This is a genomic window from Prevotella sp. P2-180 (genome assembly GCF_002251435.1).
In the GTDB taxonomy this organism is placed as follows: Bacteria; Bacteroidota; Bacteroidia; order Bacteroidales; family Bacteroidaceae; genus Prevotella.
In genome coordinates this window covers 25001-37946 of the sequence record NZ_NPJI01000039.1, presented here as the reverse complement: position 1 = coordinate 37946, position 12946 = coordinate 25001, and the positions used below count along the sequence as shown (strand labels likewise).

9 protein-coding genes are annotated in these 12946 nt (G+C 48.1%); 1 reads left to right on the top strand and 8 read right to left on the bottom strand.

What is annotated here, in order from left to right; genetic code table 11:
- Nucleotides 1-28: 28 nt before the first annotated feature.
- On the top strand, nt 29-1354 hold the full coding sequence (locus CIK98_RS07380; protein ID WP_141210457.1) for a hypothetical protein: 1326 nt from the start codon (nt 29-31) through the stop codon (nt 1352-1354).
- A 243-nt stretch (nt 1355-1597) separates the two neighbouring features.
- On the opposite strand, the gene CIK98_RS07375 is transcribed toward CIK98_RS07380, so the two are convergent.
- From CIK98_RS07375 to CIK98_RS07340, 8 genes are read right to left on the bottom strand one after another with little or no spacing between them, the layout of a single operon-like run.
- Nucleotides 1598-3544, bottom strand: a complete 1947-nt coding sequence (locus CIK98_RS07375; RefSeq protein ID WP_094383617.1) for an NAD(+) synthase — start codon at nt 3542-3544, stop codon at nt 1598-1600.
- 11 nt (nt 3545-3555) lie between these two features.
- Nucleotides 3556-4635: a DUF2027 domain-containing protein gene (locus CIK98_RS07370; RefSeq protein ID WP_094383616.1), complete on the bottom strand. Its 1080-nt coding sequence runs from the start codon at nt 4633-4635 to the stop codon at nt 3556-3558.
- A 3-nt stretch (nt 4636-4638) separates the two neighbouring features.
- A complete protein-coding gene (locus CIK98_RS07365) occupies nt 4639-5853 on the bottom strand; it encodes an S-adenosylmethionine:tRNA ribosyltransferase-isomerase (RefSeq protein ID WP_094383615.1) in 1215 nt (404 codons plus the stop codon).
- A 13-nt stretch (nt 5854-5866) separates the two neighbouring features.
- Nucleotides 5867-6562 (bottom strand): phosphatase PAP2 family protein, encoded by a 696-nt coding sequence (locus tag CIK98_RS07360; RefSeq protein WP_094383621.1) that lies wholly within the window; start codon nt 6560-6562, stop codon nt 5867-5869.
- The gene (locus CIK98_RS07355) at nt 6559-9132 is read right to left on the bottom strand and encodes a BatD family protein (protein WP_094383620.1); all 2574 of its coding nucleotides are present in this window, start codon (nt 9130-9132) and stop codon (nt 6559-6561) included. Before CIK98_RS07355 ends, CIK98_RS07360 begins: the two co-directional genes overlap by 4 nt.
- 5 nt (nt 9133-9137) lie before the next feature.
- On the bottom strand, nt 9138-10826 hold the full coding sequence (locus tag CIK98_RS07350) for a VWA domain-containing protein (protein ID WP_094383614.1): 1689 nt from the start codon (nt 10824-10826) through the stop codon (nt 9138-9140).
- Between the two features lie 10 nt (nt 10827-10836).
- Entirely contained in the window at nt 10837-11835 is a 999-nt protein-coding gene (locus CIK98_RS07345) for a VWA domain-containing protein (RefSeq protein ID WP_094383613.1), read from the bottom strand.
- 44 nt (nt 11836-11879) lie between these two features.
- The gene (locus tag CIK98_RS07340) at nt 11880-12899 is read right to left on the bottom strand and encodes a BatD family protein (RefSeq protein ID WP_094383612.1); all 1020 of its coding nucleotides are present in this window, start codon (nt 12897-12899) and stop codon (nt 11880-11882) included.
- Nucleotides 12900-12946 lie beyond the last annotated feature (47 nt).

The following is a 12946-nucleotide window of genomic DNA, read 5'->3' as shown; positions in this document are numbered from 1 at the left end:
AATTATTAACGTAAAAGTTATTATAAATATGAAAAAGATTACTTTTGTACTATTATCCCTGTTGATGGCGTCAATAAACTTGATGGCGCAAACGACAAAACCAGAAACTGGATTGATAAACAAAACAAGCTGCGGCTCGTTCTGGCGCTTTGATTTCAACTATGAAACCATTGATGCTGACGGAGAGACTCCCATAGTGCTGTCTGCCGCCATTTTCATGACCAACAGCGTCTACAGCAAGACGATGAAGGCAAAGGGCTGCGGATTGCTTAATCATTATACCATAAGCGACGACAAGTCACGTCCTACCAATGTGAGCAGCTTTTTTACGTTGGAGGGATTATTGTCAAACACCAATTACATCATAATAGAGTCCGACGGATTCGGATTTGGCGTCGATGTGAAGCGCAATCAAAAGTATCTTCAGGGAAGGGCAACGGCCCGCGTAAACATTGATGCTTTCATTGCCGGAAGAAAAATTCTGGAAGATGAGGGATATGAATATGAAAATGTGGTGCTCAATCTCGGCTACTCACAAGGCGGAAACTCCGGAATGTGGGTCAACAGACTTGTGGCTGAGGGATACCGCAGCGACGAACTGCCGAAAATAGACCTTTGCGTGATTGGTGGCGGCCCATACGACATGTACGCCCACTATAAGAAACTGGCAGAAGAAAACATGACCCAATACCCCGTGGCACTGCCACTGATTATGAGCGGAATGATTGACGCTGGCGGATACAAGGTGAATTATGAAGATATCTTCAACGAAGAGTTTGCCAATGACCTGCCTGAACTGTTTGACTCAAAAGAGCATGACACCGACTACATCAACAATTATATCTATGAGAACTACGGCAGTATAAACGAAAAGAGTCTTGCCCTTGACGAAATCGTGACGTCCGCTTTCTTTGACGAGGAGAATGAAGCCATGAAGGACATCATATTACATCTGAAGGAGAACTCGCTCGTGTATGATGCGTGGAAACCGGAAAAGACAGACAAAATAAGCTTTGTACATTCTACGGAAGACGAAGTGGTGCCGGTATTGAACATGTACAACATGGAGAAGCATCTGAACGACAATGGTTACACTTCTTATGACATAACTTATTTTGATGGTCTGCACACGCCCACCGGCACTAGTTATGCCTTCTTCGCAGCCAGTGCCATTAGCAATTTTGTGCCTGCTGGTATGGAGGATGTGTTTAACGACACACCCAAAGAAGACACTCACGACATTTACAGTATAGACGGCCGTCTGTTGTTCAAGAACATGACCATTCGCGACGCATTCCAATCGCTGCCTAAGGGCATATATATTGTTAACGGCCAAAAGGTGGTGAAAGAATAATCTTCTTAAGTTTCGCATGTGATAATTCTCTATGTATAAGGGTTTAATTTAAACCACAGAGTTAAAGAGAAAAAGAGATTTGTGGTTTTATAGAGAAGGTCGCAAGCGACAGAGGACACAGAGTTTCCATGCGGCAAACATGATGCGCAGCTCTCTATGAGCTCTAAATGCCTTGGCATTCACCCTCTTTCATTAGTATAAATACTCTATATCTCTTAAACTCTGTGGTTTAATGTCGAACCGCTATTTCAGACTGTCAATCTCTTCTAACCACAGACAGCATGAAGCGTCGGACGGCATTCGCCAGTCGCCTCTCGGACTAAGGCTTACGCTTCCCACCTTTGGACCATCGGGGAGACATGAACGCTTGAACTGTTGAGCGAAGAAACGACGGAAAAATGTTTTTAACCAATGCTTAATGGTGTCGTGGTCGTAGGCAGACACCGAAGGGTCGTGGCCGTCGAAAGCCACAGTGGCCATAAGAAAGAGTTTGGCAGGACGATAGCCGAAGCGAAGGTAGTGGTAGAGGAAGAAGTCGTGGAGTTCGTATGGACCAACGAGGTCTTCGGTCTTTTGGCTTATATTGCCGTTTTCGTCGGCAGGAATCAGTTCTGGGCTAATAGGAGTGTCGATAATGTCAAGCAGCGTGAGTCGCGACTGGGCGTCTACATCGTTGTCGGCAACATATCTCACCAGATGGCGTATGAGGGTTTTGGGTATGCTTGCGTTAACTCCATACATCGACATGTGGTCGCCGTTGTATGTGGCCCAGCCAAGAGCCAGTTCGCTGAGGTCTCCAGTGCCTACTACCAGTCCTCCAACGCGGTTGGCCATGTCCATGAGTATCTGTGTTCGCTCCCTCGCTTGTGAGTTTTCGTAGGTCACGTCATGCTTTGCGCTGTCGTGGCCAATGTCCTCGAAATGCTGTGTGACACTTTTGGCTATGGAAATCTCGTGGACGGTGACTCCGAGCGACTCCATCAGGTTGACAGCGTTGAGATGGGTGCGGTCGGTGGTGCCGAAGCCTGGCATGGTGATGCCATGTATTCCTTTGCGGTCGAGCGAGAGATAGTCGAATGTGCGTACGCATACGAGTAGGGCGAGGGTAGAGTCGAGTCCGCCGCTGATGCCCACCACCACATGCTTGCAACCAGTATGATCAAGACGTTTTGCAAGTCCGGAGGTCTGTATGTTTAGTATTTCCTCGCACGAGTGTTTCATATCGTCACTCTTTGGAATGAACGGAGTGGGGTCGATGTCTCGTACGAGCCGGAATTCTGTCATTTCCTCAGGCTGTCTTGTTTTTATGTCCACTGCGCTTGCTGTGCGTTGTGCCAGTGTGAATGTGGTGTTGGAGCGTCGTTCGCTACGCAGGCGGTCAATGTCTATCTGTGCAATGCCGAGTTGTGGTTCCTTGCAGAACCTTTCTGATTCGAACAACATGCGTCCGTTTTCGGCTATGATGGCATTTCCTCCATAGACCACATCCTGTGTGCTCTCGCCGAATCCGCAGCTGGAGTATACATAAGCCGACAGGGTTCGTGCGCTTTGCTGCGAAATGAGCTGGCGAAGGTATTGGTGCTTGCCTATGAGCTCGTCGCTGGCAGAGAGGTTGACAATGATGTCGGCTCCTGCGAGTGTGAGATTGTTGCTTGGTGGCAGTGGCGACCAAAGATCCTCGCATATCTCGATGCCGAACTTTAGTCCGTCGTAAGTAGTGAACACCTTGGGTTCTGGTGTGATGGTAATGGGGTTGCCGGCAATGTAGATGGTTTGCGAATGGATGTCGAGTGCAGAGCAAAACCAGCGTTTTTCATAGAACTCGCCATAGTTTGGCAGGAATGTTTTCGGTACGATGCCAATGATGACTCCTTGCTGAACCACAACTGCGCAGTTGAGAAGTATGTCGCCTACAGCCACAGGCATACCCACGACAGAAATGATGTCGAGTTTACGTGAGAAATCTAGAAGGTGCATGAGAGCATCTTCCGCCTTTTCGAGCAGCAACTGTGAATGGAAGAGGTCTTGGCAGGAATAACCTGTAATGGAGAGTTCCGGGAAGACGATGAGTTCCACGCCACGGCTGTTGGCTATGGCTATTTGTTCCTCAATGGCGAGGATGTTATAATGAGTGTCTGCCACTTTCACTCTTGGAACAGCGGCTGCGACTGTTGCAAATCCGTATTTCATTTTTTTTTCTATTATCTTATTGTGACTTGTGTGGCACCATAACCATACTCTTGGAACGAGGCGTCTTGGTAAGTGCAGGACTTGAAGCGGTAGCGGAGCTCGTTGATAAGGGCTTGGCGCAGAATGCCTTCTCCCTTGCCATGTATAAAGACTATCTTACGTCCCTTTTCCTTCTCGTGTGACTTTATGGTCTTGCGAAAATGCTCAAGCTGATAGTTGAGAATGTCGGAAGAAGACATTCCCGAAGTGGTTTCGAGAAGTTCTGAAGCATGAAGGTCCACGACAATCGGGGCATTGGGGTCGTTGGCATCGTGTTTTGGGGCATGGGATTTAGGGCTGTCTGCCGCTATTTTACCCATCATTTCCTGTTTGAGCCGTTTTGCGTCTACAACGAGAGGACGCGCCTCTGCATCGTTTTCAATAAGAGTGAGCACGTAAGCTTTTTGCTCGAAGAAGTCGTTCTCCTGAAAGGTGTGTAACTTATAGAACTTTACTGGGTCGAGACGCAGTTGGACGTCGAGGGCTGGTTTTAGCAGGAAAGCCTTTTCCCGTTTATATGCTATGGCCTGTACAGCCACTCGGTTGTAGTTGTTGAGGTCTTCACGTCCGAATTCCTCTATGTAAATCTTTGTGTTTGGCTCTATCTCGCCAGTGGAGCGTAGGGTCCAGTTGTTTCCTTCGGCAGTCATATACGAGTAGTGGAGGAAGTAGTTGCTGTCGTTTACGATATATGTTTCGAAGCGTGTGCTGGTCATCTCCTTAGGCGACATTGGCACGAAAGCGAGATAGGCTGATAGCTTGTCGCCGCCTTTTCGCTCTTCAACAGGAGCCTTGAAGGTGACAGGCCGATCGGCGGGATCATAGTCTTCGTCCTCGTCGTCGTTATTGTATGCCTTCTTCTGTTGTTGTTTTTGGCTAACCATGCGGGAAATGCTGTAGTCGTCATCATTGACCACAACCACGTCATTTGCCGGTGTAGGAATCTGGAAACCATCCTCGTCTTCCACGAGTACGATATTGTTGCTCTGAAATCCGGCGATTTTTCCACCGCCTACAGAGCTGATGAATCTTACTTTATCTCCTATTTTCATCTTTTATGGAATTATTAAGTTACTGTCGCCGTAGCTTAGGAAACGGAAGTCGTGGGCTAGGGCGTAGTCGTATATTTTGCGCCATTCTCCATCTACAAATGCGCTTACAAGCAGCAAGAGTGTGCTTTGTGGCTGATGGAAGTTTGTGACGAGTATTTTCACTATCTTATATTCGTAGCCTGGGGCTATGATAATCTGTGTGCTGGAATGGAGTGTGGCCAGGCTGTGGCGTTCCATCCATGAGTCGAGAGCCTTTAGGGCTTCCAAGGGTGATGTTGCCGGGAGTTGGGAATATGGTTCCCACTGCGACACGTGAAGCTCTGAGGGGGCAATGTCGGGGTTGGCAATGGTTTTCAGTCCCATATAATAGAGGCTTTCCAGTGTGCGCACGCTTGTGGTTCCCACAGCTATTGCCATGGCATCGTGGGCGATGAGATGTTGTAATGTGTCGCGGTGAACCGCAATGAATTCCGTGTGCATCTCGTGTCCTTCAATCATGTCGCTTTTCACAGGCTTGAAAGTGCCGGCTCCCACGTGCAGTGTAACCTCGTCGCGTTCTATGCCGTGAGCATCAATGTCGGAGAGTACTTCGCTGGTAAAGTGCAATCCGGCAGTAGGAGCGGCCACACTGCCTTTTATCTTTGAATAAACGGTTTGGTAGGTGGTCTTGTCGCTTTCTTGTGTGTCTCTGTTGAGATATGGTGGTATGGGAAGTTCGCCAGCTGCGTCGAGTATTTCGGCAAAAGAAACGTCTTGGTTGTCCCATGAAAGCCTTATATGGTGGCATGTTCTCTCGGGAGCGAGATAATCGGCAGAAAGCGTGACGTTTTTTCCTGCCACGTCAAATGAACGTCGTAGAGTGCCGTTTTTCCATTTTTTGAGGTTTCCGACGAGACAGTGCCATTCGCATTGCCCGTGTGTCTGGAACATCTGCTCGTAGTCGGTGGGGGAGGCAGGTTCAAGTAGGAACACTTCTATGAGCGCTCCGGTGTCCTTTCTGAAATGCAGACGAGCCTGAATGACTTTTGTGTTGTTGAAAATCATTAGAGCCCCATTGGGCAGATATGAGGCAATGTTGAAGAATCTGTCCTCACTGATTTCCCCATGCCGGTAGACCAGCAGTTTTGAGTGGTCTCTTTCTGCCAATGGGAATTTTGCTATGCGACTGTCTGGCAACGGATAGTTGTAGTCGCTGATATGTATATGTCTTGTGTCCAATTGCGATGAAGTGTTAAAGAGGGGTTAAGCACGCTCTGACAAGGGCGTAGAAAAAAGTAAATACTAGTACAGAGATTACGATGTCGACGTCAGAAACGACATATCCGGTAGAGGTGTATTGCGACGACACGAAATTGGCGTTCTTCACTTTCTGATGGGATAAGAACCGATAGGCTGTGAAGACTGAAACACCGATAATGCCTCCCCAGACGAGTCCTGCCAGTATGTCGCCGGGATAGTGCACTCCGAGATAGATGCGCGTCCAGCAGTTGGTGACCGACCATACGAGGAGTGACAGGCTGAGGTATGCGTTTTTTACCATCAAGGAAAAGAAAATGGCTATGGAAAAGGTGTTGGCGGCATGTGCTGAGAAAAAGCCATAGTTACCTCCACGATATCCTTCCACTATGTCGACAGCCATTCCTATTTCCGGGTCGTGAGTAGGTCTCCAACGGGCCACGAGAGGTTTTACCAGCAGGTCGTCGACGGAGCCTGCAAGAAGCACGCAGGCAGCTGCGCAAGCCACAATGGTGAAAATGTTTTTTACGCTGTCGTTGTTCTTTATCACTAAGTAGAACAAGGCGACGTACAGCGGAATCCATGTCTGGGCTGCAGTGAGTGTAGTAATCATTCCGTCAATAAACAGAGAGTCGCTGCCATTGAGTTGCAGCAACATCTGTTTGTCGAGATCTATCAGCGATTCGTTCATATCACCTCCAGTTTTGAGGTTTCCACCCATCCTCTTTTCCCGTCAGCGATGCGTATCTCCTTCCATTGTTTCATCGACGAGTCGATGATGTCAACTTTCGTTCCCTCGTGAAGGTTGAACACGTCGGTGCCATTGGCGGCGGGAGTGCTTTTCACTTGTACGGCGGGTGCGGTGATGACAGCTCCTGTACGGTGAAGAAGGCGATTTTTCTGTTGTTGTGCCATAAGGTTTGACAGGATGAATACAAAGAGAAGTGCAATGGCTCCGTAGAATCCTGCCTTGCGTGCAACAAGTCGTTGGGAAAAGAGATAAACCAATGCACAGATGATGGCTATGGCAAGTGATATGAGTGCAGTGCGTGCCCAACCATCCACGCTGGTGAGGTTGACAAACTGCCTATACCAGTCGAAGAAGAACATCTCTGACTCGGGAGTGATCTTGTCGATGGTCTTCGAACGTGCGATCTGCAGGTTGAAGCGAATGTCGGCATCGCCGGGGGACAGCAGTGCAGCCCGCTCATAATTGATGATGGCACGAGTGATGTTTCCAACACGATAATAAGCGTTGCCGAGATTGTAGTAAATGTCGGCGTTGGAGCCTTGCTTGAGAAGTGACTCGTAGTCAGCAATGGCCTGCTGGTATTGTTCCTTGGCGTAAGCCTGGTCGGCGTTGGCCTTTGTTGTCATGGCGCAGGCCGATGCGAAGCATGCACCCGAGAAAATGAGTATCATCAGGCTGCGTGCTGCCGTGGAAGTATTCTTTTTCTTGTTTTTCATCATTTCTTCAATATTCATGATTGCAGTCATGGCAGCCTCGAAGGTCTTGCTCATATTGCCAGCTGGGTCGCCTGGTGCATAACGGCAAAATTCGCATTCGTCGATGGCGGAAATGAATTTGGCTATGGTGTCGGTGTCGATGTCTCGTTCGCCAAGCCTTTGCTGGATGTTTTCACGTGAGAGATTTTCCACTGGCATGTTAAGCTTGTCGCCCACGTAACCCCACAGAGCTTTCAGCACCTCGTCGTAGAAGTCGTTGGCGCGGTTGTTTTTCATAAGTTCATTAGCCAAACGCAGTCGCTTAGTAGCCACCTTGTTGGCTTTCTTGCCTCTCATCTTGCCTATGTTGGCATTGTCGATGGCCCTTTGGCGGAAGATAATGAAGAGAGAAACGAAGGCAACGACCAGTAGGGCGAGAATAATCCAGTAGGCCAGTGAGCCAAAGAAGAAGTCGTTGTTGTCGCGAATGTCGGCGTTTCCAGTCTTTATATATCTTATATCCTTGTTGAGCTGTTCCACGTCTTCAGAGTAGCTGCTCACGGAAGTTGAACCACTGCCCTTTGTGACGTTGAGTTTGAAAGCTTCGCTTTTTATTGTGCGGTATGCGTCGGCTTTTGTGTCGTAGTATGTGAACTCCACGGCAGGAATATCGTAGGTGCCTTGATGGCGCGGCACTGCCATGAAGTCATAAACCATGCTGCCCTCCACGCCGTTTACGGTGTTTTTGGTCTTGTCTGTTATTTTTGCGTCGTAAGTGTCAAAGTCCTTGGGGAATATGACAGTAGGCTGCTTGATGAGCTTCATGTTACCTGTTCCGCTGACGATTACCCTCAGGGATATCGGGTCGTTGGCCTTTACTTCCTGTTTGTCAAGCTGTGCTGTGATTTGGAATTTTCCTACGCCTCCGGAGAAGTTTGCAGGCCGTGTAGGCAGAGGGTCCACCTGTAGAGTGAGGCTTGGAGCCACAATCTTCTTCTTTACTTCTACGTAGCCCGAGCCACCGTTGAAGAAAGCCTCAAATGGGTCGATGTCACGGTTTTGCTGTATGACAATGCCTTCAAAAGTGATGCTTGGTATTTGCATCTTTCCTGTCATCTGAGGATAGACGAGCCATTGCTGCCATTTGCATGCCTTATACGGTCGTCCGTTGAGCATCTCCACGTGGAATGTCTTTTCTTTAGGCAATGGTATCTCTTGTGAGTGGAATCCTTTCATGTCAGGCATGTCTCCTCTTAGACTTGTAATTCCGACAAGAGTATAAAGAGTGTATGTGAGTAGTACGGGCTCTTGTTCATGTATACGCTTTTTGTCGGCACTGACTTTAATAAACAGGTCGCTTCCCGAGATGCGTGATCCTGCATCTCTTATCTCCGGTTGCGATTGGTTGCCACTATGGTGGCTGTTTCCGCTTTGAGCCGTTCCGCTAACCTTGATGCGCAGGGAGTTGGAGCGTATGACTTTTCCGTCGACGCTTATTTGTGCCGGTGGAATAGTGTATGTGCCGTTTTTGCTGGCGCATACTATATAGGTGTATGTGATGGACGAGGAGGAGCTGGTGTGTCCGTTTATCATCTGGAAGCTCGACTGCGAAGACTGGCTTGGCCCCATCAGAACTTCCAGCTCTTCAGGCAGTCGTCCGGCCCTGAATCCGCTTACGTCCTGAGTGTTGATGGTATATGTCAGTCTGAATTGTTCGCCCACCGCCACTTGTGCCGGTGCGTTACCGACAAGGTGCTGTGCAAACATCAGTGTTGTTGCCGCGAAGGCGAAAAGTGCCAGTAAAAGTCTTTTCATAATTATTACCATTCTTTGTCCAACTTGTTAGTGCGAGGTTTCTGCATGGCTTTCTTCATGCGTTGCTGTGTGCTCTTTTCCTGCTGCATGGCGGCATTGAGCATTTGTTCAGCGTTTTCCTTGCTCATCTTGTTTTCATTATTATTTTTCTTCTGGTCTTGCTTGTCTTTGTTTTTCTGTTTTTCGTCCTTTTGGTCGTTGCCATTCTTGTCTTTTTGCTTGTTCTGGTCCTGTTTGTCTTGATTCTTCTGATTGCGCTGCTGGCGTTTGCAGAGTTCAAGGTTATATCTTGTGGCATCGTCTTTCGGGTTGAGCCTCAGTGAGTTTTTGTAAGCCTCAATGGCTTCACCATACATTTTATGTTGTTGACAAACCACACCCATGTTATGGAAAGCCATTGCCTTGCGTATCTTGCTTGTTTCCAGTTCTGTTGATTTCTGGAAGCTTTGCACGGCAGCGGAGTCTTTTTTCTGTGCCATAAGTGAGTTTCCGAGGTTATAGTGAGCCTGCGGGTTGCGTGGGTTTTTCTCTATGGCTTTTCTGTATGCTACTTCAGCCTTGTCGAACTGTCCGTTTCTGAAGAGTTTGTTGCCTTGTGTGATGTATCTGCGGTCGTTTTGTGCGAAAGAGGCGGAAGCGACGACAAGTGCGATAATCAAAGTTGTTGTACGCTGCTTGCGTCCGAAGATATTAAGTCTTCTTGCTATAGGATTCTTGCTTTCCAAAATGCATATTTCAAGTATGAGCAAAATGATGGCAATGATGCCGAAAGCCTGGAACTGCTCGTCGTAGTCGCTGTAGATTGTCGACTGCATTTCTTTCTTCGACAACTTTGCCAGTTCGCTGTCAAGTTGTCTCTGTGCGTTAGTATTGTTGTCTACATGAATGTATGCGCCTCCTCCGGCTTCCGCTATCTGGCGGCACATCTCCTCGTTGAGTTTGGTCATCACGGTGTTGCCGGTTCTGTCTTTCATGTAGTCGCCGTTGCCCAAGGGAATGGGAGCGCCCTTGTCGGAACCGACGCCGAGCACATACACTCTCATACCCTTTTTCTTTGCCGCCTTTGCAGCTTCGAGAGCTCCGCCTTCATGGTCTTCACCGTCAGTGATTACGATAATGGCCTTTCCGACGCCCTGTTGCTGTGTGAAACTGTTGGCGGCCATGTTTATGGCGGTTGCTATGTCTGTACCCTGTGTTGCGATGAGTGAAGGTTCTATTTCGCTCAGGAACATTTTGGCTGAGACGTAGTCGCTGGTGATAGGCAGTTGTACGAAAGCGTCTCCTGCGAATACGATAAGTCCGATTTTGTCGTCGGTAAAGTTGTCGACAAGGTTTTCCACCATCATTTTTGTTCTGTCAAGACGACTTGGTGTCACGTCTTCAGCAAGCATGGAGTTGCTGATGTCCATAGCGATGATAGATTCGATGCCTGTACGTTTTTCATGACTGATGCGCGTTCCCATCTGAGGTCGAGCCATCATCACTATGATGAGAGCCATTGCTGCGAGCAACATCCAAAACTTCACTACAGGTCTCATTTTCGACACGTCAGGCATGAGATGTCTGAGTAGTGTCGGGTCGCCGAAGAGTTTCAGTCTCTTCAGCTGTTTCCTCTCCAGCACCCATCTTAGTATAGCGATAAGAGGCAGTGCAGCGAGCAGGTAAAGATATGTGGGTTCTTCAAATCTGAACATTTTTTATAGCTTATGGAATTCTTCTGAAAATGGTTATGCGGAAAAGAATTTCGAGTAGTAGCGCAATGGCTGCCAAAAAGACAAATGGCTGAAACGCGTCATACTTCTTTTTGAACTTCTTTACGCTCATCTTTGATTTCTCCAACTGGTCGATTTCCTTGTATATATTCTTCAACTCTTCGTTGTTGGTTGCACGATAGAAGTCGCCATGTGTGGTTTTTGCGATTTCGGCCAGTGTCTTGGTGTCAATCTCAACAGGCATGTTGACATATTGGATACCTCCTGCCACTGGCATTGGGTATGGTGCCACCTTGTTTGTTCCTACTCCAATGGTGTAGACCCTTATGCCGAGGCTTTGGGCTATTTCAGCCGCAGTCATTGGAGAGATGTCGCCCATGTTGTTGCTACCGTCTGTGAGTAGTATGACGACCTTGCTTTTCGCCTTTGATGATTTCAGTCGTCCCACGGCGTTGGCAAGTCCCATACCAATGGCAGTACCGTCGCTGATGAGGCCTTTGGCGGCAATGTCGGCCCTGACGTTCTGAAGAAGGTTCAGGAGCGAGGAGTGGTCGGTGGTCATGGGGCATTGTGTGAACGATTCACCCGCAAAGATACAAAGCCCGATGTTGTCGTCGGGTCTTCCGGAGATAAATTCCGCCGCCACCATCTTTGCCGCCTCAAGTCTGTTTGGCTTAAGGTCTTCGGCGAGCATACTTGTAGATACATCGACAGCCAGCATGATGTCGATACCCTCTGTCTGCCTGTTTTTCCACGAATTGCTGGTCTGTGGTCTTGCCAGAGCCAGCACCAGCATTGTGAACGTGAAGAGCCGAAGAATCATCTGCACAGGCATGAGTCTTACTTTCCAACTCTTCGGTGCATATCTGAAGGCGAAGGTGTCGCTCATGCGCATGGTGGGTTCGCTTTTCTTTCTGTACATCACATACCATATTAAATAAGGTATGATGAGCAGAAGCAGAAACAAATATTCTTTATTTGCAAATTCCATTGTTCTTTTTGTTCAATAGTCAAGTGTTATTCACTCTCACCTTGTCACGATACAAGGTTGTAAAGCGAGTATATCTCAAATATGAGAATGGCAGCCGAAGCGACGGCGAGAGCCACGATTATGATTTTCAGTGTGCGTCGTGTTTTTACCGAGCGTACCTCTTCCTGGGTCATTTGCGGCTTTTCCACAATCTCTTCCACTTGGTTCTCAACTTTTGTCTTGTTGATGAACTCAATGGCATTCACGAGGTTCATGTCGTTCTCGTTGATGAGTGTGGAGTATTTCGCGAATTTTACCAAGTCGGCTGTATTGAAAAGCAGTCGGAGCTCGTCAAGGGCCTGGCTGTCTTGTGTCTCTGTCAGTCGGTCAATGATCTCGCTGCTGGTCATCTCCATGGCCCTGAATCCGTATCGTTCTTCTATATACTTCCTCAGCGTGTCAGTGAGCTTGGTATAGTATTCCTTTTGGTTTTCCGACATCACCATCTTGTCAGCCTTTATTGCCTCAATCTCTTTCATGGCTTTTTGATGTGGCAATAGTCGCTTAATTATTCTTATCTTTGCCACGATGGGCTTGTTGTCGCGCAGGCGTAGATATAGATAGTATGTGATGGAAATCATTGCGAGCATAATCAGGCTGAGCCAGAAGATAACGCTCCATTCCTGCCAACTGAACGGATTGTCCTGTACGTCTTTGGGTCCGAAGAATTTGTCAACGTTGGTAGTGTCCACCTCTATCTCCAGCACCTTCAGGGCAAGGCTTTTGCTTTTGTATTCCTTTCCGTTCACCTTCACTGCAAAGGGCGGCAGGTAGTAAAGCTTGCCGTCGAACGAGGTGAGAGTATAATTGCGTTGGAAAAGGCAGCTGCCGTCAGATTTGCCGCTGGTGGTCATCGGTCCGGACTCAACAATCTCCACTCCCGGAATGATTTGCTGAAGGGGTTTGAAGTTAGGAAACTCCACTTGGTCGCCCTCCTTTGCCGTGACTGTCACGGTGACGTCAGTCTGCTGTCCGATAACCATCTCGAGCGAGTCTATCTTTGCTTCTACGCTTACTTGAGCCATAGAAGCCAATGCGCAGACTGTCAGTATAATAAAAATAAAAATACGTT

Excerpts from the sequence above, each read along its gene's own strand:
- CIK98_RS07380 (WP_141210457.1), top strand. The coding sequence starts at position 29 with ATGAAAAAGATTACTTTTGTACTATTATCCCTGTTGATGGCGTCAATA.
- CIK98_RS07375 (WP_094383617.1), bottom strand. The coding sequence starts at position 3,544 with ATGAAATACGGATTTGCAACAGTCGCAGCCGCTGTTCCAAGAGTGAAA.
- CIK98_RS07370 (WP_094383616.1), bottom strand. The coding sequence starts at position 4,635 with ATGAAAATAGGAGATAAAGTAAGATTCATCAGCTCTGTAGGCGGTGGA.
- CIK98_RS07360 (WP_094383621.1), bottom strand. The coding sequence starts at position 6,562 with ATGAACGAATCGCTGATAGATCTCGACAAACAGATGTTGCTGCAACTC.
- CIK98_RS07355 (WP_094383620.1), bottom strand. The coding sequence starts at position 9,132 with ATGAAAAGACTTTTACTGGCACTTTTCGCCTTCGCGGCAACAACACTG.
- CIK98_RS07350 (WP_094383614.1), bottom strand. The coding sequence starts at position 10,826 with ATGTTCAGATTTGAAGAACCCACATATCTTTACCTGCTCGCTGCACTG.
- CIK98_RS07345 (WP_094383613.1), bottom strand. The coding sequence starts at position 11,835 with ATGGAATTTGCAAATAAAGAATATTTGTTTCTGCTTCTGCTCATCATA.
- CIK98_RS07340 (WP_094383612.1), bottom strand. The coding sequence starts at position 12,899 with ATGGCTCAAGTAAGCGTAGAAGCAAAGATAGACTCGCTCGAGATGGTT.